The 26,357-nt window shown below is 70.3% G+C and carries 20 protein-coding genes and 1 pseudogene; 11 read left to right on the top strand and 10 right to left on the bottom strand.

Translation table 11 applies throughout. The features are described from left to right. Nucleotides 1-258 precede the first annotated feature (258 nt). The 4 genes from ACFY8O_RS16705 to ACFY8O_RS16690 all read left to right on the top strand — a co-directional run bounded on the left by ACFY8O_RS16705 (nt 259) and on the right by ACFY8O_RS16690 (nt 7,835). A complete protein-coding gene (locus tag ACFY8O_RS16705) occupies nt 259-2,436 on the top strand; it encodes a discoidin domain-containing protein (RefSeq protein ID WP_387903701.1) in 2,178 nt (725 codons plus the stop codon). 250 nt (nt 2,437-2,686) lie between these two features. After that, on the top strand, nt 2,687-4,810 hold the full coding sequence (locus ACFY8O_RS16700) for a discoidin domain-containing protein (protein WP_387903698.1): 2,124 nt from the start codon (nt 2,687-2,689) through the stop codon (nt 4,808-4,810). Between the two features lie 153 nt (nt 4,811-4,963). Continuing rightward, the gene (locus ACFY8O_RS16695) at nt 4,964-6,055 is read left to right on the top strand and encodes a DUF1996 domain-containing protein (RefSeq protein WP_387902833.1); all 1,092 of its coding nucleotides are present in this window, start codon (nt 4,964-4,966) and stop codon (nt 6,053-6,055) included. Between the two features lie 451 nt (nt 6,056-6,506). Beyond that, nucleotides 6,507-7,835 carry an ABC transporter ATP-binding protein gene (locus ACFY8O_RS16690; RefSeq protein ID WP_387902829.1) on the top strand — a complete coding sequence of 443 codons (1,329 nt, stop codon included), beginning with the start codon at nt 6,507-6,509 and terminating at the stop codon, nt 7,833-7,835. Between the two features lie 88 nt (nt 7,836-7,923). Here the strand turns inward: ACFY8O_RS16690 and ACFY8O_RS16685 are convergent, their stop codons facing one another. Then, entirely contained in the window at nt 7,924-9,234 is a 1,311-nt protein-coding gene (locus ACFY8O_RS16685; RefSeq protein ID WP_145807206.1) for an ROK family protein, read from the bottom strand. Between the two features lie 180 nt (nt 9,235-9,414). Here ACFY8O_RS16685 and ACFY8O_RS16680 point away from each other — a divergent pair, with 180 nt between their 5' ends. The 5 genes from ACFY8O_RS16680 (at nt 9,415) to ACFY8O_RS16660 (ending at nt 15,054) form a co-directional block, all read left to right on the top strand. Further along, nucleotides 9,415-10,725 (top strand): ABC transporter substrate-binding protein, encoded by a 1,311-nt coding sequence (locus ACFY8O_RS16680; RefSeq protein WP_145807204.1) that lies wholly within the window; start codon nt 9,415-9,417, stop codon nt 10,723-10,725. Between the two features lie 12 nt (nt 10,726-10,737). Then, complete coding sequence (locus tag ACFY8O_RS16675) at nt 10,738-11,730, top strand: carbohydrate ABC transporter permease (RefSeq protein ID WP_387902825.1); 993 nt, start codon at nt 10,738-10,740, stop codon at nt 11,728-11,730. A 34-nt stretch (nt 11,731-11,764) separates the two neighbouring features. Then, nucleotides 11,765-12,604, top strand: a complete 840-nt coding sequence (locus ACFY8O_RS16670) for a carbohydrate ABC transporter permease (protein WP_145807584.1) — start codon at nt 11,765-11,767, stop codon at nt 12,602-12,604. A 74-nt stretch (nt 12,605-12,678) separates the two neighbouring features. Continuing rightward, complete coding sequence (locus ACFY8O_RS16665) at nt 12,679-14,076, top strand: GH1 family beta-glucosidase (protein WP_387902822.1); 1,398 nt, start codon at nt 12,679-12,681, stop codon at nt 14,074-14,076. A 237-nt stretch (nt 14,077-14,313) separates the two neighbouring features. Continuing rightward, nucleotides 14,314-15,054, top strand: a complete 741-nt coding sequence (locus ACFY8O_RS16660; RefSeq protein WP_387902819.1) for a class I SAM-dependent methyltransferase — start codon at nt 14,314-14,316, stop codon at nt 15,052-15,054. A 128-nt stretch (nt 15,055-15,182) separates the two neighbouring features. Here ACFY8O_RS16660 and ACFY8O_RS16655 read toward each other — a convergent pair whose 3' ends face one another. Continuing rightward, nucleotides 15,183-15,737, bottom strand: a complete 555-nt coding sequence (locus ACFY8O_RS16655) for an isochorismatase family protein (protein ID WP_387902817.1) — start codon at nt 15,735-15,737, stop codon at nt 15,183-15,185. Nucleotides 15,738-16,014: 277 nt separating this feature from the next. Here ACFY8O_RS16655 and ACFY8O_RS16650 point away from each other — a divergent pair. Then, nucleotides 16,015-16,293, top strand: a pseudogene (locus ACFY8O_RS16650) (PfkB family carbohydrate kinase); the annotation flags it as partial. Nucleotides 16,294-16,634: 341 nt separating this feature from the next. Here ACFY8O_RS16650 and ACFY8O_RS16645 read toward each other — a convergent pair. After that, entirely contained in the window at nt 16,635-17,306 is a 672-nt protein-coding gene (locus ACFY8O_RS16645; protein WP_387902814.1) for a pyridoxine/pyridoxamine 5'-phosphate oxidase, read from the bottom strand. Between the two features lie 339 nt (nt 17,307-17,645). Between ACFY8O_RS16645 and ACFY8O_RS16640 the strand changes: the two genes are divergently transcribed. Continuing rightward, nucleotides 17,646-18,239 carry a DUF402 domain-containing protein gene (locus ACFY8O_RS16640; protein WP_145807173.1) on the top strand — a complete coding sequence of 198 codons (594 nt, stop codon included), beginning with the start codon at nt 17,646-17,648 and terminating at the stop codon, nt 18,237-18,239. Between the two features lie 17 nt (nt 18,240-18,256). On the opposite strand, the gene ACFY8O_RS16635 is transcribed toward ACFY8O_RS16640, so the two are convergent. From ACFY8O_RS16635 to sbnB, 7 genes are all read right to left on the bottom strand, one after another. Next, the gene (locus ACFY8O_RS16635; RefSeq protein ID WP_387902812.1) at nt 18,257-20,521 is read right to left on the bottom strand and encodes an FAD/NAD(P)-binding protein; all 2,265 of its coding nucleotides are present in this window, start codon (nt 20,519-20,521) and stop codon (nt 18,257-18,259) included. Then, the gene (locus ACFY8O_RS16630) at nt 20,518-21,654 is read right to left on the bottom strand and encodes a pyridoxal-phosphate-dependent aminotransferase family protein (RefSeq protein WP_387902809.1); all 1,137 of its coding nucleotides are present in this window, start codon (nt 21,652-21,654) and stop codon (nt 20,518-20,520) included. The genes ACFY8O_RS16635 and ACFY8O_RS16630 overlap by 4 nt, the downstream gene beginning before the upstream one ends. Before the next feature lie 93 nt (nt 21,655-21,747). Beyond that, nucleotides 21,748-22,578 carry an amino acid kinase family protein gene (locus ACFY8O_RS16625; protein ID WP_387902807.1) on the bottom strand — a complete coding sequence of 277 codons (831 nt, stop codon included), beginning with the start codon at nt 22,576-22,578 and terminating at the stop codon, nt 21,748-21,750. After that, entirely contained in the window at nt 22,575-23,249 is a 675-nt protein-coding gene (locus tag ACFY8O_RS16620; protein WP_387902805.1) for a thymidylate kinase, read from the bottom strand. Before ACFY8O_RS16620 ends, ACFY8O_RS16625 begins: the two co-directional genes overlap by 4 nt. Continuing rightward, nucleotides 23,246-23,518 carry a phosphopantetheine-binding protein gene (locus ACFY8O_RS16615; protein ID WP_167526199.1) on the bottom strand — a complete coding sequence of 91 codons (273 nt, stop codon included), beginning with the start codon at nt 23,516-23,518 and terminating at the stop codon, nt 23,246-23,248. The genes ACFY8O_RS16620 and ACFY8O_RS16615 overlap by 4 nt, the downstream gene beginning before the upstream one ends. 99 nt (nt 23,519-23,617) lie before the next feature. Further along, nucleotides 23,618-25,267: an amino acid adenylation domain-containing protein gene (locus ACFY8O_RS16610; RefSeq protein ID WP_387902802.1), complete on the bottom strand. Its 1,650-nt coding sequence runs from the start codon at nt 25,265-25,267 to the stop codon at nt 23,618-23,620. Next, on the bottom strand, nt 25,264-26,340 hold the full coding sequence (sbnB, locus tag ACFY8O_RS16605; protein WP_387902799.1) for a 2,3-diaminopropionate biosynthesis protein SbnB: 1,077 nt from the start codon (nt 26,338-26,340) through the stop codon (nt 25,264-25,266). Before sbnB ends, ACFY8O_RS16610 begins: the two co-directional genes overlap by 4 nt. Nucleotides 26,341-26,357 lie beyond the last annotated feature (17 nt).

The raw sequence follows: 26,357 nt of genomic DNA, 5'->3' as shown, positions 1-26,357 counted from the left end.
GGTCCGCGAGGACCGGCGCAGGGCCGCAGGACTCGCGCCGACAGTCTCCCACCAGCGCGTTCTGCCTCAGCGCCGCTTCGGCGCTGCGCGGCTACGGAACCCGTAGCCGCGAAAGATGAAAAACAAGGGTTAACTCAAGACGGAAGAAAAGTCGTGTCGGGGATGTTGACCGCGCGCCAAGGGGGCGGCATGGTCGGGAGAGCGCTCTCCCATGCGCTTCTCTCGCTTCAAGGAGTTTCCTCCATGTCCATATTTGGCATGCCCGTGACTGCTCCACCACCCGCCTCCGGGCGGGTGCGGCGCAGTCTGACTGCTGCGGTCGTCACCGCGCTGGCCGCCACGCTTCTCTCGGTCGTCCCGGCGACGACGGCGCAGGCGGCTCCCGTACTTCTGTCCCAGGGCAAGCCGGTCACGGCGTCCAGCCAGGAGCACTACGGGACCGCGGCGGCCGGCGCGGTGGACGGGGATCTCGGCACCCGCTGGTCGAGCGCCGCGTCCGACGGCCAGTGGCTGCAGGTCGACCTGGGCAGCTCCGTCGCGATCAGCCAGGTGGTGCTGCGGTGGGAGGCGGCCTACGCCAAGGGGTACCGGATCGAGCTGTCGACGGACGGAACGAACTGGTCTACGGCGTACTCGACCGCGACCGGGGCGGGTGGGAACGAGACCATCGCCGTGTCCGGCACGGCCAGGTACGTCCGTATGCAGGGTGTGACGCGGGCGACCGGCTACGGGTACTCGCTGTGGGAGTTCCAGGTGTTCGGCGGCGGTGACGGCGGTGCGACCCTGCCGGGCGGCGGCGACCTCGGCCCGAACGTGCACGTCGTGGACCCGTCCACGCCGGGTATCCAGGCCAAGCTGGACCAGGTCTTCCAGGAGCAGGAGTCGGCACAGTTCGGCTCGGGCCGGCACGCCTTCCTGTTCAAGCCGGGCACGTACGACAACCTCAACGCGCAGATCGGCTTCTACACCCAGATCGCCGGCCTGGGTCTCAAGCCCGGGGACACCACCATCAATGGTGACGTGACCGTCGACGCGGGCTGGTTCAACGGCAACGCCACACAGAACTTCTGGCGCGGCGCGGAGGGCCTGACCCTCAACCCGGCCAACGGCACCAACCGCTGGGCCGTCTCGCAGGCCTCGTCCTTCCGCCGTATGCACGTCAAGGGCGCGCTGAACCTGGCGCCGAACGGGTACGGCTGGGCCAGCGGTGGCTACATCGCCGACTCCAAGGTCGACGGGCAGATCGGCAACTACTCGCAGCAGCAGTGGTACACCCGGGACAGCTCCATCGGCGGCTGGTCCAACTCCGTCTGGAACCAGACCTTCTCCGGCGTCGAGGGCGCTCCCGCCACCGGCTTCCCCGAACCCCGCTACACCACGCTCGACACCACGCCGATCTCACGTGAGAAGCCGTACCTCTACCTGGACGGCAACGAGTACAAGGTGTTCGCGCCGGCCAAACGGACCAACGCCCGGGGCACGACGTGGGCGAACGGCACACCGAAGGGCGAGTCGATCCCGCTGAGCCGGTTCTACGTGGTCAAGCCGGGCACGAAAGCCGCAACGATCAACCAGGCACTGACCCAGGGCCTGCACCTGCTGTTCACCCCGGGCGTCTACCACGTCGACCAGACGATCAACGTGAACCGGGCCGACACGATCGTGCTCGGTCTCGGTCTCGCCACGATCATCCCGGACAACGGCGTCACCGCGATGAAGGTCGCCGACGTCGACGGTGTGAAGCTGGCGGGCTTCCTGATCGATGCCGGCCCGGTCAACTCGCCGACGCTGCTGGAACTCGGCCCGCAGAACTCCTCCGCGGACCACGCCGCCAACCCGACCACCGTGCAGGACGTGTACATCCGCGTCGGCGGCGCGGGCGCGGGCAAGGCCACCACGAGCGTGGTCGTGAACAGTGACGACGCGATCATCGACCACACCTGGGTGTGGCGCGCCGACCACGGAGAGGGGGTCGGCTGGGAGACCAACCGTGCCGACTACGGCGTTCGTGTCCACGGCGACGACGTGCTGGCCACCGGTCTGTTCGTCGAGCACTTCAACAAGTACGACGTGGAGTGGTACGGCGAGCGCGGCCGGACGATCTTCTACCAGAACGAGAAGGCGTACGACGCCCCCGACCAGGCGGCCATCCAGAACGGCTCCACGAAGGGGTACGCCGCCTACCGCGTCGACGACTCGGTGAACACCCACGAGGCGTGGGGGCTCGGCAGCTACTGCAACTACAACGTGGACCCGGCCATCGTCCAGGACCACGGCTTCAAGGTACCCGTCAAGCCGGGCGTGAAGTTCCACAGCCTCCTGGTGGTGTCTCTCGGCGGCCAGGGCCACTACCAGCACGTCATCAACGACACCGGAGCCTCGACGGTGCCCGCCGGCACCTCCACGGTTCCCTCCACGGTCGTCTCCTACCCCTGAGCAGGTCCCTGCCTCGTACCTCCGGCGGTGAGGACCACTGACTCCCTTCCGGGCCGGGTGTTCACGTCCCCGCGGCCCGGCCCGGAAGGGCGCGCATCACAGCACCGTCCCCTCCACGAAGAACGCCGCACGCGCGGCCGGCCGCAGAGGCCGGTGGCGCGCCGGCGTCACCCATCAGCCAGGAGCACACGTGTCCAGTCCCCCCTCCTTGTTCACTCCTTCCCGCTGCCGCAGCGGGATCTCCCTCGCGATGCTCGGCGCCCTCCTGGCGTCCTCGCTGACCCTGAGCCTGTCCTCGCAGGCGCAGGCGCAGGCGGCGGAGACGCTTCTCTCGCAGGGCAAGCCCGCCACAGCCTCCTCGCAGGAAGGCGAGGCGTATGCCCCTGGAGCCGCCTTCGACGGCAACCTGTCCGGTACCCGCTGGTCGAGCGCGCGGCAGGACGGCGAATGGATCCAGGTCGACCTCGGGGCGAGCAGGAACCTGAGCCGCATCGTCCTGACCTGGGAGGCCGCCTACGGCAAGAACTACGAGATACAGGCCTCCGACAACGGCACCGACTGGCGTACCCTGAAGACGGTCACCGGCAGCGACGGCGGGACGGACGAGATCCCCGTCGCCGGATCGGGCCGGTATGTACGCATGCAGGGCGTCGCGCGCGCCGGCGGCTACGGATACTCGCTGTGGGAGTTCCAGGTCTACGGCACCGACGGCGGCGGTACCAACCCGCCTCCGGGTGGCGCGGTCAAGGTGACGGGTTCGCAGGGCAACTGGCAGCTGACCGTCGGCGGACAGCCGTACACGCTCAAGGGCCTCACCTGGGGCCCGGCCATGGCCGACGCCCCCCGCTACATGCCGGACCTGAAGTCCATGGGCGTCAACACCGTGCGGACCTGGGGCACCGACGCCACCTCCAAGCCCCTCCTCGACGCCGCAGCCGCCCAGGGACTCAAGGTCGTCAACGGCTTCTGGCTCCAGCCCGGCGGTGGTCCCGGCGCCGGAGGCTGCGTCAACTACGTGACGGACACCGCCTACAAGAACAACTCGCTCACCGAGTTCGCCAAGTGGGTCGACACCTACAAGTCCCACCCGGCGACCCTCATGTGGAACGCCGGCAACGAGTCCGTCCTCGGCCTGCAGAACTGCTACAGCGGCACCGAACTGGAGGCCCAGCGCAACGCCTACACCTCCTTCGTCAACGACGTCGCCAAGAAGATCCACTCCATCGACCCCGACCACCCCGTCACCTCGACCGACGCCTGGACCGGCGCCTGGCCGTACTACAAGCGCAACGCCCCGGACCTCGACCTGTATTCGATGAACTCCTACGGAAACCTCTGCAAGGTGCGCCAGGACTGGATCGACGGCGGCTACACCAAGCCCTACATCATCACCGAGGGCGGTCCCGCCGGTGAGTGGGAGGTTCCCGACGACGCCAACGGCATCCCGGACGAGCCGACCGACGTGCAGAAGGCCGACGGCTACACCAAGGCCTGGGGCTGCGTCACCGGTCACCAGGGCGTCGCCCTGGGAGCCACCCTGTTCCACTACGGCCTCGAACACGACTTCGGCGGCGTCTGGTTCAACCTCCTGCCCGACGGACTGAAGCGACTCTCGTACTACGCGGTGAAGAAGGCGTACACCGGCTCCACCTCGGGCGACAACACCCCGCCCGTCATCACGAACATGACCGTCTCTCCGGCCTCCGCGGCCCCCGCGGGCCGCGAGTTCACGGTGCGCGCCGACATCCGCGACCCCGACGGTGACCAGATCACGCCCAAGATCTACCTCAGCGGGAACTACGCCAACGGCGACAAGCGGCTCGTCGCCGCGCAATGGCGCTCCACCGGCGACGGCACCTTCGCCGTCACCGCGCCCGAGAAGCTCGGGGTGTGGAAGGTCTACATCCAGGCCGAGGACGGCCGTGGAAACGCCGGCATCGAGACGAAGTCCGTCAAGGTCGTCGCCCCGCCCGTGACCGGCACGAACCTCGCGCTGAACCGTCCCACCACCGCCTCCTCCGCCCAGGCCCAGTACGGCGACTGCCCCTGCCCGGCCGCCAACGCCACCGACGGCGACACGTCCACCCGGTGGGCCAGCGACTGGAGCGACCCGCAGTGGATCCGGGTGGACCTCGGAGCGGTCAAGCCCATCCGCACGCTTCAGCTCGTGTGGGACCCCGCCTACGCCAAGTCCTACGAGGTACAGGTCTCCGACGACGGCACCACCTGGCGCACGGTCCACTCCACGACCACGGCCGACGGAGACGTCGACACCGTCGACGTCTCCGCCACGGCCCGCCACGTCCGCCTCCAGCTGACGGCCAGGGGCACCGGCTGGGGCTACTCACTCCACGAGCTCGGCATCTACGGCTGACGACGCCGGATCCGTGAACGGGGGGCGGGGCCGTCACCGCGCTGCCCCGCCCCGGCACCACCGCACAGGCCGAAAGAAGTCCCATCCCTCCCACCAGTCGCGTGGCGTCTGCGACGTACGCGCGAAACCACCCCACGGGCAGGAGACCCCCCCATGAGATCGAGTCCGAAGCGGCTCCCCGCGTTCCTCCTCGGTACAGCCCTCGTCGCCAGTGTCCTCGGAGTCGGCACCTTCGCGTCCGCCGCGGACCCGGGCGTCGACGCCCCGATCGCCACCGCCGCCGTCGTCGACCACAGCGGGCACACGATGGCGGCGTCCGCCCAGGCCTTGGGCGACGACGCCGACGGGGACGGCTACATTCCCGCCGTCCCGCAGGTCACCGGCGTCACCCCTTCGGGGGCCACCCCGCCGCAGGCCTACTTCCACGAGTTCCAGGCCAACTGCGCCGTCACGCACACCGCCCCGGACGACCCGATCGTGTTCCCGGGCCAGTCCGGCGCGTCGCACGACCACACGTTCATGGGCAACCGTTCCACCGACGCCGCCAGCACCACCGGTTCGCTCCACGGAGGGAGCACGACCTGCAAGGCGCCCGCGGACGCCTCCGCGTACTGGATGCCCTCGCTCTACAAGGGCGACCAGAAGATCCTGCCGGTGGGCCCGCAGGTCATCTACTACAAGGCCGGCGTCACCGACTACCGGAGCGTCCGTCCCTTCCCCAAGGGGCTGCGGTTCGTCGTCGGGAACCCGATGCAGAGCGCCCAGGAGTTCCGCGCGCACAAGGGCTTCGTCGAGGGCTGGGAGTGCGGTGACAGCTTCTTCAACACCGACTTCCCCGCGAGCTGCCCGAGCCGGCCCGACGTGCAGCTCAACCTGCGTATGCAGGCGCCGAGTTGCTGGAACGGCCTGTACCTCGACACGCCGGACCACCGGAGTCACATGGCGTACCCGGTCGTCAAACCCGGCACCAACGACAACATGTGCCCGGCGTCCCACCCGGTCGCCCTGCCGATGATCGAATTCAAGATGGCATGGCCGGTCAACGGCGACATGAGTCAGGTCCGGCTGGCCAGTGGCCGCGGCTACTCCTTCCACTACGACTTCTTCAACGCCTGGGAGGAGCGCACCCTGAAGGCCATGGTGGACCACTGCATCGTGGGCGGCCTGCAGTGCGACCCGCGCGGCTACGACCAGAACCAGCCGCAGCGCGGCGCGGTCCTGAACGCGGAGTACCGCCTGCCCTGACCTGGGCGGTGATTCCGTCACACGGCCCGGCCGCTTTCGGGGAGCGGCCGGGCCCTCCACGCACCCGCCTCCGGTACGCAGCCGCACAGGGTGCACGTGCTCCGCCGCGGTGAACCCCGGCCATGAGAGCGGCGCCGCCCCGTACCCATGGCGTGTCCCGCCGATTCGAGCATCGCGCTCACGTGCGCCGCACCGCCGAGAACGGTGCGCCGGCCGGTCGCGCGCACCGCTGCCATGGAGGAATGCCGGGTCTGCCGGCTACGAATCTGCGAGCGGCCCACCCGAATCCTCTGCGACCCGCACTCCTTCCCGGGCGCGAGCCGCCCCAGGCGCCGCCGCTCCTGCCCACGTCCATCCGCCCGTCTCTGCGCGGGAGCTGATCTGGTTCGCAGCGCACCCGCACGGGTTGTCGCCGTTCACGCCCCTCCAACTCTGTCCTGGGTGGTTCTCGATGAGTCGTTCCATTGCGCTGCGACATGTGAGTAAGAAGTACGACCGTGGCTCCTACGCGGTTCAGGACGTTTCCCTGATGGTCGAGCCGGGCGAGTTCCTGGTCCTGCTGGGGCCTTCCGGCTGTGGCAAATCAACGGTGCTGCGCATGATCGCCGGCCTGGAACACATCAGTGAGGGCGAGCTGTTCCTCGATGGCGTCCACTCCAACGAGACCCCACCACACCAGCGGGACACCGCGATGGTGTTCCAGAACTTCGCGCTCTACCCGTCCATGACCACCCGCGAGAACATCGGGTTTCCCTTGAAACTCCGGGACCCCGCGGCGGACCATGGGCCTCAGGTGGAGGCGACCGCCCGGATGCTCGCCATCGAGGATCTGCTCGAGCGGCTTCCCGGGCAGCTGTCGGGAGGAGAACGTCAGCGGGTGGCGATGGGCAGGGCGGTCTCCAGGCGGCCGTCGGTCTTCCTGTTCGACGAACCGCTGTCGAACCTCGACGCCAAGCTGCCGGAACACCTGCGCGCGGAGATCTCCTCGTTGACCAAGGAGCTGGGCGTGACGACGGTCTACGTCACCCATGACCAGTCCGAGGCCATGTCCCTGGGGGACCGGGTGGCGGTCCTGCGCGAGGGGGTCCTTCAACAGATCAGTTCACCCGAAGAGTTGTACACGCTTCCCGCGAACGTCTTCGTCGCGGCCTTCGTCGGTACGCCGCGCATCAATCTGCTGGAGGCGGTCGTCCACGCTCCGCTCGATGCCCGGATGGCCCTGAACCTCGGTCGTCAGTCCCTCGCCCTGCCCGTGCCGCTGAGTGCGGACCACCAGCTTCTGCGCGTGCAGCAGGGGCGTCCGGTCATCGTCGGACTGCGTTCCGAGGCGGTGCGGATCGCTCCGCCCAGTGAGGCGAGACCGGGCGAGGCAGCCCTGACCGGGCTCGTGGAGCACGTGGAGTACCAGGGGCATGAAGTGCTCGTCCACCTGAACACGGGTTCACGGCCCGCCGTCGTGCCGGATCCGGAGACCGCGCGCCCCCGGTTCCCCGCCTCGCGCAGGCGCGTGCCGCGCCCACCTGGTCCCGGCCGGGTGCGGGTCTTCCCGGCGCGGCGGAAGAGCCGGCCTCCGATCGTGTCCGGCGGCCCCTCCGCGACGGCGGCACAGGAGCGGCGGACCACGGTGGGCAGCGACCTCGTCGTACGGACGGGGCCGCAGGGCCGGGTGAGGAGCGGTGCACAGGTGCCGCTGCTGGTCGACCTGGCACAGTTGTACGTGTTCGATCACCGGGGGCGGAGGATCTGTCCAGCGCCTGATGACGTGCCGGGGCTGGATTGACGGGACAGGCGTCCAGATTCCGACCGTCGGATTTCCCCGGCGACGGACGGGAGGAGCCGGTCCCGGGGGAGGGCCGCCGCCGGGGCCTTCATTGCGCCGCCCGTTCCCGGAGCGACGTCTTCCACGCCGGCGCCGACTCCTCGGTCTCCGCCGGCTTCCGGCGACCCCCGTGTGCGAAGAAGTCGGCGAGCGGCAGGATCGCCGCGCCGACCGTGACAGCGTCCGGTCCGAGGGTGCCGAGCTCGACGCGCACGTGGGAGGCCGGATAGGAGAGGGCGTAGGACGTGGCGTACGTCCTGACGCTGTCGAGGAATCGGGAGCCGAGCTGGAGGCCGGCCCATCCTCCGACGAGGATGCGCTCGGGCTGGAAGAGGTTGATCAGGTCGGCGAATCCGGCGCCCAGATACTCGGCGGTCTCCTCCAGGACGGCGAGCGCGATCGCATCGGCCTCGGCTCCGGGGGCGGGCGGGTAGGCGGCGGCGAGAAGCGCGGTCAGCGCCGATTCCTCGTCCGCGCCCGCGGGCGGACAGCCGCCGGCTTCGCGCCACCGCTCCAGGAGGGCTTCCGCTCCCGCGTAGGCCTCCAGGCAGCCCTGGGCGCCGCAGCGACAGCGGCGTCCTCGGACCCTCACCTTCAGATGACCCCACTCGACAGCCCGGCCGGAGCGCAGGTCGTCACTGACGACGCACGCGCCGACCCCGGAACCGAAGAGGACGACCACGGCGCTGCTCGCTCCGCGTCCGGCGCCGAACCACATCTCGGCCTGGCCGAGTGTCTTCGCCCCGTTGTCGATGAAGTACGGCACCGACTGCGGCAGGGGCACGGACTCACGCAACAGCCGTTCCAAGGGCACGGCGTCCCAGCCGATCGTCTGGCCGTGGACCACCGCCCCGTCCTCCGGTGTCCTGGCCACGATGCCCGGGACGCCCACGCCCACGCCGAGCAACTGGCCGGGCTCCACACCCGCCTGCCGGACGACTTCCTCGATCCCGTCGCGCACGTGTGTGATCACGACGGTGACGTCGTAACGGTCCTCCCTCCGTGACACGTGGGTGGCCAGTGGCTTCTCCACACGCGCGAGCTCGGTGAGCGCCAGGTCGAAGAGCTCGACCCGGACCCGTGTCTCGCCGACGTCGACGCCGATCATGTACGCACTGTCCTGGCGGATGCGCAGGAGCGTGCGGGGCCGGCCACCGGCGGAATCCACGCTCCCGGCCTCCTCCACCAGGCCCTCGGCGACCAGTTCCGCCATCACGTTGCTGACGGAGCCCGAGCTGAGGCCCGTGACCGGCCCGAGCGCGAATCGGCTCAGAGGCCCGTCGAAATACAACCGTTGCAATATCGCCGTGCGGTTCTCCCGCCGCAGGTCATGCACCGTACGACCGCTGCGCACTGTCACCGGACACCCTCTTCCGTAAGTCCTCCCGGCAACATACCGCCGCGATGCCCCTTGACGCGACCTTCCGCTGAAGGTTTAACTCACACCCTAAATTAAGCCGAGAGGCTAGGCCGGGAGCGCCTGCGGGACAGCGCCCCCTTCTTCTCGGGCTTTCGCCTCCCTGAAAGGGACTCCAGGACCATGCGCAGAATCAGAGTCGCAGCCGTCGGTGCCGTCACCCTCTCCCTCGTCCTCACGGCGGCCGCCTGCGGCGGCTCCACGGGCGGCGGCTCCAACGAGCAGCCCAAGACCCTCACCTACTGGGCCTCCAACCAGGGCGCCAGCATCGAGGTGGACAAGAAGGTCCTGCAGCCCGAACTCGACAAGTTCGAGAAGGAGACCGGGATCAAGGTGAAGCTGGAGGTCGTGCCCTGGGCCGACCTGCTCAACCGCATCCTCACCGCCACGACCTCCGGCCAGGGTCCCGACGTCCTCAACATAGGCAACACCTGGAGCGCGTCCCTCCAGTCCACCGGCGCCCTTCTGCCCTTCGACGCGAAGAACTTCGAGGCGATCGGCGGCAAGGACCGCTTCGTCGAGTCCGCGCTCGGCTCCACCGGCGTCCAGGCACAGGACCCGGCCGCCGTGCCGCTCTACTCCATGGCCTATGCGCTCTACTACAACAAGAAGTTGTTCAAGGAGGCAGGCATCGCGGAGCCGCCGGCCACCTGGGACGAGCTGATCGCCACCGGCAAGAAGCTGACGAAGGGCGGCACGTCCGCCATCGGTGTCGAGGGCTCCAACCTCTCCAACAACATCCACCAGGTCTTCGTCCTCGGCAAGCAGCACGGCGCCGACTTCTTCACCGCCGACGGCAAGGCCGACTTCACCTCCGACGGAGCAGTCGCCGCCGTCAAGCAGTACGTCGACCTCATGGCCACGCACAAGATCGTCGCGCCCGGCAACGCCGAGTACGCCCAGAACCAGTCCCTCAGCGACTTCGCCAAGGACAAGACCGCGATGGTCCTCTGGCAGACCGCCTCCGCCACGTTCACGGCACAGGGCATGAACGAGGACGAGTGGGGGGTGGCTCCCGCGCCGGTCCCCTCCGGCGCACCCGGCCAGGGCAAGCAGACCAACTCGATGGTCGCCGGCATCAACATGGCCGTCTTCAAGAACACCAAGAACCACGACGGCGCGCTGAAGTTCGTGAAGTTCATGACCAGCGACAAGGAGCAGATCGTCCTCAACACGTCCTACGGCTCCATCCCGCCCGTCAAGGCCGCCCAGCAGGACGCCGCCTTCAACGGCCCCGCCCTGACGGTCCTGCGTGACACCTTGGCCACGAGTGCCGCCGCACTGCCGCAGGTGCCCGAGGAGTCGCAGTTCGAGACCGTCGTCGGCACCGCCGTCAAGGAGCTGTTCGCCGACGCCGCCGCGGGCCGCCCGGTCACCACGGACTCCGTGCGGGCGAAGCTCGAAAAGGCCCAGCAGCAGATGCCCAAGAAGTAGGCCGCCCCCCCCATGACCGAAACCGCCGTCACTCCCGCGCGGGAGCCGGCGGTGCGCGCGGCCACACCCGGAGAGGCGCCCGCACAGCGCCCCTCCAGGCGTCGCCGCATCGCACTGCCGTACCTCCTTCTCCTGCCCGCCCTGCTCCTCGAACTCCTCGTCCACATCGTCCCGATGCTCATGGGCATCACCATGAGCTTCCGCGAGCTCACCCAGTTCTACATCCGTAACTGGTCCGAGGCGCCGTGGTCGGGTCTCGACAACTTCTCCGTCGCGATCGACTTCGACGCCCCCGTCGGCCAGGCCCTCCTCAAGTCGTTCCTGACGACGTGCCTGTTCACCGTCCTGTCCGTGGGGCTCTGCTGGCTGCTGGGGACGGCCGCCGCGATCTTCCTCCAGGAGAACTTCCGTGGCCGCGGCTTCCTCAGAACGCTGTTCCTCGTCCCCTACGCGCTGCCCGTCTACGCCGCCGTGATCACCTGGGCGTTCATGTTCCAGCGGGACAACGGCCTCATCAACCACGTGCTCCACGACCAGCTCGGCATCGGCGACAGCCCCGCCTTCTGGCTCATAGGGGACAACAGCTTCTGGGCCCTGCTCATCGTCTCCGTGTGGAAGGGGTGGCCGTTCGCCTTCCTCACCGTCATGGCGGGACTGCAGAACATCCCCCGGGACATGTACGAGGCGGCTGCGCTCGACGGGGCCGGCGTGTGGAAGCAGATCCGGCACATCACCCTGCCGTCGCTGCGGTCCGTCAACCAGGTTCTCGTGCTCGTCCTCTTCCTCTGGACGTTCAACGACTTCAACACGCCGTTCGTCCTCTTCGGCAAGGCTGCACCCGAGGCCGCCGACCTGATCTCCCTCCACATCTACCAGTCGTCCTTCCAGACGTGGAACTTCGGCACGGGCTCGGCCATGTCCGTGCTGCTCCTGCTCTTCCTCCTCGTCGTCACGGGCGTCTACCTCCTGCTCACCACCCGCGGAAGGAAGACCTCCGATGCCTGAGTACGCACGCGGGCGCCAGGCCGCCCGGTCCCCGATGGCCGCGCCCCGCTCCTTCCTCTGGACCCGGCGCATCTTCCTCACCGTGCTCACCACGTTCGTCGTACTGCCGGTGTACGTGATGATCTCCAGCTCGCTGAAACCGCTGGAGGACGTCTCGGGGAAGTTCCAGTGGATCCCCTCGGGGCTCACACTCCGCCCGTACGCCGACATCTGGGAGACCGTCCCGCTCGCCCACTACTTCGTGAACTCGATCGTCGTCGCGGGCGCGGCCACCGTCCTGTCCGTGATCGTCGCGATTTTCGCCGCGTACGCCGTCAGCCGCTACACCTTCCGCGGCAAGCGGGTCTTCACCGTGACGGTCCTCTCCACGCAGATGTTCCCCGGCATCCTCTTCCTTCTGCCGCTCTTCCTCATCTACGTGAACATCGGCAACGCCACCGGCATCGCCCTCTTCGGATCCCGCGAAGGCCTGATCCTCACCTATCTGACCTTCTCGCTGCCGTTCTCCATCTGGATGCTGACCGGCTACTTCGACTCGATCCCGCGCGAACTCGACGAAGCCGCCAAGGTCGACGGTTGCGGACCCGTCACGGCGCTGTTCCGCGTCATCATCCCCGCCGCGTCCCCCGGCATCATCGCCGTCGCCATCTACGCCTTCATGACCGCCTGGGGCGAAGTCCTCTTCGCCTCCGTCATGACCACCGACACCACGCGGACCCTCGCCGTCGGACTCCAGGGATACGCCACCCAGAACGACGTCTACTGGAACCAGGTGATGGCCGCCTCCCTCGTGGTGAGCGTGCCCGTCGTCGTCGGCTTCCTGCTCCTCCAGCGCTACCTCGTCGCCGGCCTCACCGCCGGCGCGGTCAAGTGACGCCCTCGCCGCTGCGACGACGCCCCTATCGCACCACGGCACCCCTCACCACACCGAACACCAAGAGGTTCTCCGTGTCCGAACCCACCAACCCCGGCTCCCGTGCCTCGCTCGACCTGGAGGCCTTCCCTCCGGACTTCGCCTGGGGCACGGCGACCTCCGCCTACCAGATCGAGGGCGCCGTCACCGAGGACGGCAGAGCCCCGTCCATCTGGGACACCTTCTGCCGCATCCCCGGTGCGGTCGACAACGGTGACCACGGCGACACCGCCTGCGACCACTACCACCGCTGGCCCGAGGACATCGCCTTGATGAAGGCCCTCGGGACCGACGCCTACCGGCTGTCCGTCGCCTGGCCGCGCATCGTCCCCGGCGGCGACGGTCCGGTCAACAAGGCCGGGATCGACTTCTACGACCGGCTCGTCGACGGACTGCTCGACGCCGGGATCACCCCCTCCGTCACCCTCTACCACTGGGACCTGCCGCAGGCCCTCCAGGACCGCGTCCGCGACAGCCACGGCGGCTGGACCGAGCGGGCCACCGCCGAACACCTCGCCGCGTACGCCTCCGTGGTCGCCGAGCGCCTCGGCGACCGGGTCACCCAGTGGGCCACCCTCAACGAACCGCTCTGCTCAGGGTGGATCGGCCACCTGGAGGGCCGCATGGCCCCCGGCCTCACCGACATCACGGCAGCCGTCCGCGCCTCCTACCACCTCCTTCTCGGCCACGGCCTCACCACCCAGGCCATCCGCGCTGCGGCACCCGGCGCCCAGGTCGGCCTGGTCACCAACCACTCCACCGTCGAAGCCGCCTCCACCCGGCCCGAGGACGTCGCCGCCGCTGCCCGCATGGACGGCCACACCAACCGCTGGTGGCTCGACCCGGTCTACGGCCGAGGCTTCCCGGCCGACATGCGCGAGCTGTACGGGGTCGAACTCCCGGAACGGCAGGGGGACCTGGAGACGATTGCCGCGCCGCTCGACTGGCACGGCCTCAACTACTACTTCCCGGTCACCGTCACCGACGACCCGACAGGCCCCGTCCCGTACGCCCGCGAAGTACGCCTGCCCGAGGTGCCCCGCACCGGCATGGACTGGCAGGTCGACGCCGGCGGTCTGGAGGCCCTCCTGCTGCGGCTCACCGAGGACTACGGGATCCGGAAGCTGTACGTCACCGAGAACGGCTCGGCCTACCCCGACACCGTCGGCCCCGACGGCGAGATCCACGACCCGGAACGCACCCGGTACCAGGAGGACCACGTCGCGGCGTGCGCCCGCGCCCTGCGCAAGGGCGCCCCGCTCGCCGGGTACTACGCCTGGTCCCTGCTCGACAACTTCGAGTGGGCCTACGGCTACGACAAGCGCTTCGGCCTGGTCCACGTCGACTACGCCACGCAGAAGCGGACCGTGAAGACCAGCGGCCGGCGGTACGCCGACATCATCCGCGCCCACCGGCAGGCGGCCACCGGCTGAGGGGAACTCGGACTACCGGAGCCGGCTCGCTGGGCCCGTCCTCGTAGCGCTTCTCACGGCGTGCTCGGCCACGCTCCGGAAGGAAGGCCCGCTCCGGAAGGAAGGCCCGACCACACCCGGTCGGGCCTTCCGCGCAGGCCGACCCACCTCGTCGCACGCTCCCGCGACCATGGCAGGAGGGACGACCGGTGCCGTTGTCGTGTTGACCGCCCCGCCGGGCAGTGCTGGAGTCGGCACGTGGACAGCATCCCCGCCAACCGGCGGCTCTGGAACCGGATCAGCAGCACCTACCAGCACGAGCACGACCCGCAGATCGGCGCCGCACCCCGGCTGTGGGGCATGTACTCCGTCCCCGACGCGCACCTGCGTGCCCTCGGTGACGTCACCGGCAAGCGCGTGCTCGAACTCGGCTGCGGCGCCGGCCAGTGGTCCAGGGTGCTCGCCGCCGAGGGCGCCACCGTGGTCGGGCTGGACCTTTCCGAAGCCCAGCTTTCCGCGGCGGCCCGCTCCATGGGGGCAGCTCGCTACCCGCTGGTGCAAGGCGCCGCCGAACAACTCCCCTTCGCCGCTGACAGCTTCGACCTGGTGTTCTGCGACTTCGGCGGGCTCAGCTGGGCGCCTCCGCACCTGGTCGTCCCCCAGGCCGCACGCGTCTTGGGCCGAGGCGGGCGCCTGGTGTTCAACGTTGCCAGCCCGTGGTTCGAAGTCTGCTACGACGAATCCGCCGACCGCGTGACCACGACACTGAAGAAGGACTACTTCGGGCTGGACGCCATCGCCGAAGGCGACGGCGCGACGAGCTACCAGCTCACTTACGGTGACTGGGTCAGAGTCCTGCGCGGCGCGGGCCTCGTCATCGACGACCTCATCGAGCCGCGACCCGAACGCGGAACACCCAACGGCTACAACGAGACCGACCCCTCCGACTGGGCACACCGCTGGCCGGCGGAACTCCTCTGGACAGCGCACAAACCGTGAGGTCAGGACACCTCCCCAAGCCGCGGGGATCACCGGCCAACGCCCCTTTGCCGCGGTCCGCGCAGCTTCCGTGTGCTCCGGGCCGCACGATTCTTCCGGCCGCTCTGCCGGAGCACGGGTGCACGCTCTCAGTCCTGTTCCTCGGGTTCCGGCTTCGGCGCCAGGAAGTCGATCCGCGCGGCAGGCAGGACCCGAACGCTGCGATCGGGGAAGTCGATGTGCCGGTAGATTTCGTTGTGATGCGCGATCGACTGGTCGGGAGGGACGAAGTCCGTCGGCTGAGGGCGGACCGACGTGGTGTGACCGTCCGCCACCAGCAGCACGTCGTAGCCGTGGCTGAGGGCCTGGCGGGCAGTGGTCTCCACGCAGTTCTCTGTGGCGAAGCCGGTGACCAGGACCTCGGTCACACCGAGGTCGACGAGTAGCTCGTCGAGGACGGTGTCCAGGAAGGCGTCGGCGCACGTCTTCCTCACCACCGGCTCTCCGTCGTGCGGGGCCAGTCCGGGCAGGGCACTGCCGCATCCTTCCTGCTGGACCGTGATGACGGGGACGTTCGCAGCACGCGCACGTGAGCTGAGCGCTGCGATGGTTTCGACTGTGCGGTCGGCGCGATGCATGATCGCCTTCATGTTCAGCTGCATGTCGATGACGAGGAGCGCGGCACGGTGCGGGGTCGGTGGCATCGGCCAACCGTAGCTGTCCCCCTGCCGTGCCGACGGGCAGTACCGAGGCATGGTCCGGGACTGTCGGTGACTGAGTTTCCCCGTGATCTTGGACACCGTGTTGTTGCGCCGCGAGGGACTGATCGTGCCGGTATCGCAGGCGGGTCTCGTGGGGCGTGAGGTAACCCCAGTGGATGTGCTTGCGCAGGCGGCGTCTGTTGCAGAAGGTCTCGATGAAGTCGAAGATGTCGGCGCGGGCGGTGGCCCGGTCGGGCCGGAAGCGGGTGCCGATCTCTTCTTCCCGGCCCCGTCCGTCACCGTCGTCGACACGGTCGGTGCCGGGGATTCCTTCACCGCGGGCCTTCTCCACCACCTCGGCGCCCTCGGGCACCTCGGCGGCCGACTCGAGGCGCTGACCCTCGAAGACGCCGCCGGCGCCGCCGTGTTCGGGGCCCTTGTCGCCGCCCTGACCTGCTCGGTCTCCGGCGCGAACCCACCCCGGGCGGATGAACCCGGACTGCGGTCGGCATGGCACGGCAACGGCCACGTCCAGGGGCCCGAGGGACATCCTGCCTGACCTGGCCCGGCGCCGTGAAGCAGTGCCTCGCCGCGCACCGTCGCGGCGAGGACCTCGTGCCGCCGGCCGGTGAGCACGGCGGTCCTCGTACGGAGCGTGCCCGGTGAGGCCGGAGGTCAGGTCCTCGCCCACGGTCTCGACCGGTGTCCGTTCGGGGGCGACCCAGCTCTCGAACCGGCCGCCGACTCGGGCCGCCCCCATCGGGCGGGCGTCAGCGCGGTACCTGTGTGTCGCTCATCCAGGTACTCCCGTCCGGCCTGCGTCGAACTCAGCCACCGTCGGGCCCCCCTCGCGGCCCTCGGCCGCGTGGGTCCGGCAGGCCGTCGGTGAGGCGCCCGGAGTCACGGCCAGAGCAGTTGCTGGTCCCAGCCGTCCCCGGAACGGAGGTAGGTGAGCCGGGTGTGCTTGCGCTGCTTGTCGCCCTGCCAGAACTCGACGCTGTGAGGAGCCAGGGTGTACAGGGTCCACTCCGGGACCACCAGGTCCGGTTCCCGCTCCAGCCGGGCGAGTGACTCCTCGGTCGCCGCCGATACGCTCTTCGGGTCGTCCAGCGGCCTGCTCTGCATGCCGGCCAACGCCTCCGCGCGGGATCCCAGCGAGCGGGCGAGGAAATCCTGGGCGCTGAGCTCCGGGCTCTCGGGCGCCACGGCGCCACGGAGCCGCACCTGGCGGGCCTGCAACGGCCAGTAGAACGTGAGAGCGGCCGCGGGAGTGGCCGCCAGGTCCTGGCCCTTGGGGCTGGCCGCGTGGGAGGCGAAGCTCCAGCCGGCCGGGCCGACGTCCTTCAGCAGCAGCACCCGGGCCGACGGTGTCCCGTCCGGCCCCGCCGTCGACAGCGTCATGGCGTGCGGTTCGCGCACGCCTGCCGTGATGGCCTCGGTCAGCCACTCGGTGAACAGGTCCTGCGGTGTGCCCGGGACTTCTTGCGGATCGAACCGGGGCAGGGCGCCGGCGAACACGTCAAGACTCCGGAGCACCTCACGCACAGTGGGTGACTTCTGCTCAGTGGCCATGTGTCTCGCTTCTCCACTCGGGGTTCGCAGGATTGTCAAGGACGGGTGAACGCTACCGGGCGGCTCCGCGAGGGCCCCGCGGAGCAGGCTGGGCGTCCGGGCGGACCCCGCCCGGTGACGACGGGCACGGGGCGACCGGACGCGGGGCGTGCGCAGGGACGCCCGCCCCGGCGGGCCGGCCGCGAGGAGGTGCGCGCAGGTCCGCGGGGCGCGGACCTCCCGAAACGTACTTCATCCGCACGACGAAGACCAACTGCGGGCTTCAGCAGGGCAGATGGGGAGCGCGGGGGATGGCCGGAATGCGGAAGAACCATGATCGGAAAGGGGTAATGTCGTCCCATGCAGGCGAGATTCACTCCAGGGCAGGTCGTCGCGAGACGAGAGATGCTGGACGGCCGGGAATGGCTGCTCTACCCGGTGCGGGTGGTCGCCGACGAGGGCGATCTGGTGGCCGTCTACCTCTCCGAGCGCACCCCGCTCACCTTCGGCCCCGGTGAGTTCAGCTGGGGGCCGCACCCCTGGAGCCTGCACGACCCGGTCTGGCAGTCCGACGGTGTCCTCCAGATCCAGCGCGCCTCCGACGCCTACGCGGTCTGGCAACGCCGCAGGGGCGACGCCTTCGAGGGGTGGTACGTCAACTTCCAGCAGCCGCTGCGCCGCGGTGTACACGGTTTCGACACCCTCGATCTGGAACTCGACCTGTGGATCCCGGGCGACGGCTCTCCCTCCCGATGGAAGGACGTCGAGGAGTTCCACGCACTGGAGCGCAGCGGCGCCCTCTCTCCGGAGCAGGCCGACCAGGTGCGGCGCGCCGCGGCCGACGTGACGGACCTGGTCAGCCGCGGAGCGCCCTGGTGGGAGCGGTGGCGGGACTGGCGCCCGCCGGAGGACTGGGAGGTGCCCGGCCCGATCGGACCGGGCACCCTCCGGTGAGCGGTGGCCCCCGCCCATCAGCTCTCCGCGGCGGTGACGTCCGGCCAGAACCCCTTCAGCCACAACAGGATGTCCTGCATCACGTGATGGTTCTGATGCGGCCGTAGTGCCCCCAGCTGGAAGAACATGACTCCCTCGCTCGGCGGACCGAGCAGGGTCAGCCGGGTGTCGGTGCGGCCGTCCGCCTGCACCGGATGGAAGGCGGTGGTCAGGTCCAGTCCGCCCGGGGAGAAGCCGGGCTCCCCCTGGCCCGGGTTGGTCCACTTGCGTACCAGCCCGCGCCGCAGCAGGTTCGGATAGAGCGGACGCACGTCGTTCGCGGCGTCGAAAGGATGCACCCGCGAGTCCACCAGGACGTCCACCGCGATGTCCGCGCCCGTGACAGGGCCCCGCACCCGGAACCTGCCCGCGGACTCGTCCGTCTCCACCACCGCGTCCGGTCCGGCCGACACGTCCACGAGACCGTGCCGGATCAGCGCGCGCATCTTCTCCATCACCACCAGCGCGGCGCCGTTGCACAGCCGGTTGTGGTGGCGCATGTACACATCGAGGAAATCCCGGTGCGACGAGGCCCGCAGACCGCCGAAGTCGAGCGCGTGCGAAAGGACATGGCGCAGATCCCGCCAGACCCCGTCGGCCGCCGCCTTCGCAGGGTTCCAGAGGTTGTCCTGTGCGGCCCAGCGGTGATCGAGGTCGATGAAGTCGAGCAGCGCCTCGCGGTACTGCTCGGGGGTGCGACAGTCCTCGCGCCGCAGCGGCTCGATCATGCGCTCCCACGAGAAGCGGCCGGCCGCGGCGGACTTCCGGTGCCGGAAGGGGGAGTCCGCAGCGGCGACGGCGGCGGCGAACGCCTCCCCGTCCCCACGCAGGGCGCTCATCTCCGCGGCCCGTTCCGGACCGAAGACGACCGCCAGGAACCGCTCCAGGGCGCCCTCGGCCCAGTCCGGTACGTCGGCGGGACCGAAGCCCGCCCCCGCCAGGGCACCGTCGACCAGCGCCACCGCTTCGTCGACGGCCCGTTCCAGCGGGGCCAGCAGCCGGTCGACCGACACCTGGGACGCGGCTCCCGCCCCGCCGTCGGTGAGGAACGCCTCGTACTCCGGCCGGGCGGCCCGCTCGGCTGCCCGGCCGAAGCCGGGCCCGAACAGCGTCGTGTAGTAGAGGTGCGCCATCTCCAGGACCACGACGGGCAGCAGGTGCGCACGGAAGTCCAGTTGCCTGCGCTCGGTCCTGCCCACCTGCGCGGGCCGTCCGGCCGAGGTCCGCAGCCGGTCCACCGCCTCCTCGACGAGGAAGGTTCCCCGGTGCTCCAGATTCTGGGGGTCGCGCTCCTTGGCGTTGTACGGGCGGGCGAAGGTGAACAGGCCGGAGCGGCTGAACGCCACGATCGAGGCGGGCTCCGCGCCCGAGGGCCGGTACTCCAGCAGGCCGCCGGGCCCGGTGACGAAGCTGCCCCCGCGGCCCTCCGTCAGATGGAGGATCACGTCGATCGTGGTCAGGCCCATGCCCAGGCAGCCCACCACGCGGTCGGGACCGGCCGCACCGGCCGGGAAGGCCTGGTCCAGCGGGTAGGCCGAGGGCAGGAAATCCGCCTGTCCCCGCCCCGCGAACTCCGTCCATCGCCGGGGCCCCGCGTACTTCAGGGGGTCGTTGGAGGAGTGCCCGGTCACCATGAGGACGTGGCTGGCGCGCACCGGCCGGGTGCCGGCCGCGGTGACCACGGTCAGCCTTCCGTCGGCCCCCTCGTCCAGATCCACGACCTCGGCGGTGTGGAGCAGGACCCGTATCCCCGGGCGCTGCCGCAGGAGCCGTACGTAGAGGTCGAACTGGTCGCGCAGCGCCTGGCCGTGGACGTACCGCTTCGGCCAGTCCTCGGCCGTCAGGTCGAACACCGGGTCGCCGGTGTCGCGGAACCTCTTGCGGCACCATTCCAGCAGGGTCGGGCGGTCGGCGAGGTCCAGCAAGGGGCCGGCGTCCACCACGCTCTCGTCGGCGGCGAACCCCACCTGCCCGACGATACGGTTGAGATAGCTCGTGGCGGGCTGGTCCGGACTGTGCACCTGACCTGCGCCGAAGTGCCCCGTCCGGTCGAAGACATGGATCTCCAGGTCGAACGGGCCTGCCGCGTCCCGGGTCGCGGACGCCAGCCGGTCCAGTACGTAGGTGCAGCTGGGCCCGCCGCCGACGATCGCCAGGGTCACCCGTGCGGTGCTCGTGGAGTCCTTCTGCTCCGGGCCGGGGCGCAGGGCTGCGGACGGAGTGGAGAACACGGTGTCGGTCATAGAGCGGCTCCGGCGTACTGGGTGACGACCCGGTCGTAGGCGGACAGGAAGCGGGTGATGTCCTCGCCGGTGATGTGGCCCATGGTGGAGAGCCGGAACTCCCGCTCCCCGCGTGCCTGGGTCGAGTACACGACGAACCCCTCGGCCTTGAGACCGTCGTGCAGCTCCTCGTACGTCATCCCGTCGGGAAGCGCGAAAGCCGTCAGCGAGCTCGCGCGGTGCTCGGGGGGCAGCCGGAGTGCCAGGCCGCGCTCGGCGAGACCGTCACGCAGCCGCTCGGCCAGGGCCGTGTACCGTGCGTGGCGCTGCTGGGTGCCTTCACGCAGGGCCAGGTCGAGTGCGGTGTCGAACGCCGCCATGACCTGAAGCGGCAGGGTGAACAGGGGAACCCCGTCGTGTTCCTGGGCGACGAAGTGGCGGTGCAGGTCCAGGGAGAAGGTCCGCGCCGGGACCGTCTCCAGAGCGGCGAGCCGCTCCCGCGCGCCGACGACGAAACTCACCCCGGGAAATCCCTCCAGGCACTTGTTCGCTGTGCCGACGCACCAGTCGACTCCGTCGGCGACCAGGTCGAACTCCTCGGCGCCCAGGCTGCTGATCGCGTCCACGGCCAGGGACCGGCCGTGCCGGGCGGTCACGGCGCCGATCTCCCGCAACGGATTGAGCATCCCCGTGCTCGTCTCGTGGTGGACGAGGGCGACGTGGGTGAGGGACGGGTCCCCGGCCAGGGAACGCTCGACCACCGCCGGGTCGACCGGGGTGCCCCAGCCGAACGTCAGGTGCTCGACGGCGATGCCGTGCACCGACAGGATCCGGGCCAGCCGCTCCCCGTAGTGGCCGTTGTCGATCACGAGAACGCGGCCGTCCGCGGGCACCACGGAGGAGAATGCCGCCTCCAGAGCCGTGGTCCCCGAACCCGCAAGCAGGACCGCGGCATACCGGTCGTCACCGCCGCAGACACGGGTCGTCTTCCTCCTGATCCGTTGCATCAGCGCGAGCGCCTCCGGTTCGCGGTGGCACAGATCGGGCAGGGTGAGCGCGGCCCGGACTTCCTCGGACACGTTCACCGGTCCCGGATTCATCAGGACCACGCGGTCCTGCGGCCGGGGCTCGGGCGGGGCGGGAGAAGGGGACATGGGGACTCCACCGGGATCGAGGATGTGGACACTGACGACCGGGCACCACGGGCGCCCGGTGCCGGGGGTGGACCGGCCCTGCCGTGGCAGGGCTCAGACAGGGCGGCTGCGGGAGATCAGGGTGCGTGGAAGGTCGTGCGGCCATGCGGACATCGGAGCCATCAGATGGCGCAGCCCTGCGGCCTTGCGGTCGCCCCGAGTGATGACGCACTCCGCGCCGCGGTCGGCGTGCGAGAAGAACGCCTCCACCTTCCCGTGCATCGCCCCGCTGGTGTCCCAGGCAGCGGTCGGCCAGAGGCAGGCGTAAGCCCGCTCGGGGTCCGCCGCGTCCAGGTACGGTACGACCGGGCTGTCGCCATCCGGACCGCTGTGGATGCCTGGCACGTCGGTGAGGGCGACCACCCGGACCGGCCCGAAGGAGCCGTCCAGGAGAATTCCCGGCACGTGGTCGCTGCCCAGGATGCGCAGTCCGCCGGCGGCGGTCAGCACGCAGTCCCCTGAGAGCACCGGCAGCACACCTGCCGTCAGCAGCCTGGAGACCACCCCGGTCTGGAAGACCGGACCGTCCGGGCCCTCCGCGTACATCGCCATCGCCTGGAGCGGCGCGGCGGGCAGCCCGACGGCGCGGAACGCCTCGGTCCACACCCACTTCACGTCGAACGTCGCCCGGGTCAGGGGCAGCAGGGCCAGTCGGCCGTCGTGTTCCTTACGGCGTACCGAGGAGTGGCCGAGGGCACCGCCCCCCGCCACGAAGACCACCTGGCCGGGATGGCTCCGCACCAGGTCCGCCACCAGCTCCGCGTAGTCCCGCACCGCGGCCTCGTCGATGTCGTGGTCGGTGCGCTTGTCCGACACGAGGCTGCCGCCGACCTTGACCACGACCGTCCGGGGCGTCTCGTGACCGCCCGCGCCGCCGCTCCTCATCGTGCCTCCGTATGCGCCGGCACACGGTGCGTACCGCTCGTCAGCCGCCCCACCGTGCCGATGACGACCGCGTCCACCAAGGTCTCCACGGGCTGTGCGGCGTCGAGCTCGCGCCAGCCGAAGCGTGCCGCCCAGCCGTCGAGCACGTCGAGCACGCGCCGCTGGTGCGTCAGGAAGCTCTCCCGGGAGCACGCCGGATCCATCCCGCACTCGTAGGGCACGAGATCCCGGCCGGCCTTGCGCTCCCACGCCCGCTCCGGGTCGAGCCGGAGATAGACCACCTCGGAGGAGGGCGGAAGCCCGGCCGCGACCGACTCCACCCAGGTGCGGTCCAGCCCGTAGGCGATCTCGCTCGCCGCGTGCTTCATCCAGTAGCCGTCCAGCAAGGTCACCGCCGCTTCCTGGCCGCCCGGAGCCCGGCCGCGCAGTGCCAGGTCGATGGACCACATCAGGAACAGGAAGCGCGGGCCGGGCGGCATGTCCGCCACACAGGTCCGCGCGGCCGGGACGTCACGGCGCAGCAGGTCCGCCGACGGATACCGGGGATTGCCGACGATGTCCCACCGCTCGACGCGTTCGACCGCGGTGCCCGCGCCCGCCAGACGCTCGGCGGCCAGCCGTGTGACGGTCGACTTGCCGGCCCCGTCGGTCCCGGCGACGGAGACGATCATCGGTTGCCCCCGCCGTCCTGCACCCGGGGCAGCAGACCCTCGACAGTGGCCCAGAGCCGTCCGGGGGTCCGGAACGTCTCCCGGTCCAGCGCCTCGTCAGGGAACTCGATCGCGTAGCACTCCTCGACGGCGACCACCAGGGCGACGACGCCCAGCGAGTTCAGGCCCTTGTCGAAGAGGTCGTCGTCAGCGGTGAGTCGGGCTGCCACGGCGTCGCCGAGCTGGGAGGCCAGCAGGGTTCTGAAGCGGTCGTCCCACGGTTCATTCATGGCTGTGCTCCGCATGTCGTCGGTGGGTGTTCGGGTATGCGCGGGCCGCTCGGCGGACCTGTGTGCACAGGTCCGCCGAAGCCCGCCCTGGCCGGAGGGTCACGGGGCGGCGCCCTGCCCGGCATCGGCGTCGCGCAGGGCGCGATGGTCGGTCTTCCCGTTAGGGGTGAGAGGGAGCGCCTCCCACGACCGCCACTGCCCGGGCACCATCGCCGGGGGCAGCCGACTGCGGAGGTGCTCCTTGAGTTCGTCGGCCGAGACCGGCCCTCGCGGGCTGTAGTGCGCGGTCAGCTCCGCGGCTCCGTCCGTCCCGCTGACGACGACGGCGCAACTGCCGACGGCGGGATGGCGGCTGAGTACGACCTCGACCTCGTCCAGTTCCATGCGCACTCCGGACACCTTGACCTGACGGTCCGCCCGGCCCAGGTAGTGCACCCTGCCGTCCGCCACCCGGGCGAGGTCGCCCGTCCGGTACAGCCGCCCGGTCGGGGATCCGGGATCTATGACGTCCCGGAAGAACGCGGCGCGTGTCGTGGCCTCGTCGTTGAGATAGCCCAGGCCGACCGGCAGCCCGCCCACGAACAGCTCGCCCGGCTCGCCCTCCGCGACCGCCCGCCACCGGCCGTCGCCTTCCCCGGCCAGCACGTGAAGGACGGCGTTGACGACCGCGGTGCCGACCGGCAGACGCTCCAGCTCCGCCTCCGCCGCCCCCACCACCTGGTGGGTCACGTCGTCGGAACACTCCGTGGGCCCGTAGGCGTTCAGGAGCCGGGCCTCGGGCAGCCCCGTCAACACCCGCCGCGCCAGGGCGGGCCGCAGCTCCTCACCGGTGGAGATGACCCAGCGCAGCCTCGCCAGGGCGTCGGGGCCCGTCCGGGCGACCTGGTCCACCAGCCAGCCCAGAACGGTGGGGACCAGCTCCACCACGCTCACCCGGGACCGGGAGAGGGCGCGCGTCAGCCGACGGGGGAAGGCCAGGTCGGCGTCGTCGATGACGGCGACCGTGCCTCCGGCGAGCAGCGGGGCCAGCATCTGCCACACCGAGATGTCGAAGACCAGCGGCGCGCTGAACGCCACGGTGTCGTCGCGGTCCAGGGACAGGTCGAACACCTTGGCCCACAGGTGGTTCATCATGCCCTGGTGCTCGACCAGTGCTCCCTTGGGACGACCCGTCGTCCCCGATGTGAAGATGGCGTACCTGGGTTCCCGCGAGCGGTCGCCCATCGAGGCCGTGGGAGTGCCGCGGCTCGCCGCGGTGCGGCCGGGAAGGGGCACCGGCTCGACGCCGGCCCGCGCTGCCGCCTCCCGGACCGGGCCGGTGGCGGAGGGGGTGCAGTCCACCAGCCAGCGCGCCGCACCACGTGTCAGGACGTCCTCGGCCCGCGCCGCGGGCCAGCCGGGATCGACGGGCAGGTAGACGGCGGCGAGGCTCTCCGCGGCCAGCAGCACCGCGATGACGTCCGGACAGCGCAGCCCGGTCACCGCGACGACGTCGCCCGGGCCGCATCCCTTGCCGAGCAGGCCCGCGCGGATCGCGCCGACCCGCTCCAGCAGGCCCCGATAGGTCACGACCGTGTCGCCGTGGACCACGGCGGCCCTGTCCCCGTCCGTACCGGCGTGCCGGGCGACGTGGTCGAGGACCGCGCTCGCCGTGTCCACGGGCAGCGGGTTGCGCAGCGCGCGGGCACGCGCCGCCTCGGCCGCGCCGGGCAGGAGGCGGAGGTCGCCGAGGGGGGTCACGTCGCTCATCGGCCGCTCCCGGCGGACGCGCCCAGCGGTGCGGGGCTCTGATGGCGGTCGACGTCATGGAAGAAGCCGTCGACCCGCAGCAGCTCGTCCGTACGGGCGGCCCGGTCATGGGCGAAGTGGCCGACCGCGAGGTCCAGCACCCCCAGGCCGAAGGGGGAGAAGACGACGGTGCGGTCGGCGGGCACCACGACCTGGCCGGTGAGGACGTCGTACAGGGTGCCGTCGATGAAGTCGCGCGTTCCGGTGCGCTGCTCCACGAGGTGGACCGAGGTGTCGGCCTTCAGGACGTGCTCGACGTCGTCGACGATGTTGCAGGCCGCCTCGACGACCTGGTGGCCCAGGTCGCGCAGCGAGACGTGCAGGACCACCGGATGGTGCCCGAACCAGTCCGGGTCGGTGACGTGCGGGGTGGAGGCGGTGGTGGCGAAGACCACGACGTCGCTGGCGCGCACCAGATCCTCGGCCGATGCGTGCACCCGCACCGGCACCTGCGGTGTCCGTTCGGCGAGATGGCCCGCGAAGCTCTTGGCGTACTCGGGGGACAGGTCGTACACCCCGATCTCGGCCAGGTCCCAGCCGAGCACCGAGAGGTAGTCGTTGAGGTACCGGGCGATGAGTCCGGTACCCACGAAGCCGATCCGGCGCGGTGCCGGCCGGTCACGGGTCAGCTCCCGCGCGGCCACCGCCGCCGAGGCTGCGGTGCGCACCGCGCTGATGATGGAGCTCTCCAGGCAGGCGAACGGGTACCCGGTCCGGGCGTCGTTGAGGATGAGGACCGCGGAGGCGCGCGGAATGCCGTGCGAGAGGTTCTCCGGGAAGCTCGATATCCATTTCAGACCGTCCACCCCGAACTCGCCGCCCAGCGAGGCGGGCAGCGCGATGATGCGCGCGGATGGCCGGTCCGGGAAGCGCAGGAAGTACGACGGCGGGTTGACCGTTTCGGCTGCCCCGTGCAGGCGGTACGCCTGCTCGACGATGTCCATGACCTCGTGCTGCCGGCCCGCCAGGCACCGGTGCACCGTGGCTCCGGGGACGACCGAGAACGCCGGGATCCCGACCTGTTGTTCCGTCACGGTTGCTCCAGGGGATG

Source organism: Streptomyces argenteolus (genome assembly GCF_042902585.1).
GTDB classification, from domain to species: Bacteria; Actinomycetota; Actinomycetes; order Streptomycetales; family Streptomycetaceae; genus Streptomyces; species Streptomyces argenteolus.
This window is presented reverse-complemented; position numbering and strand designations above follow the sequence as displayed.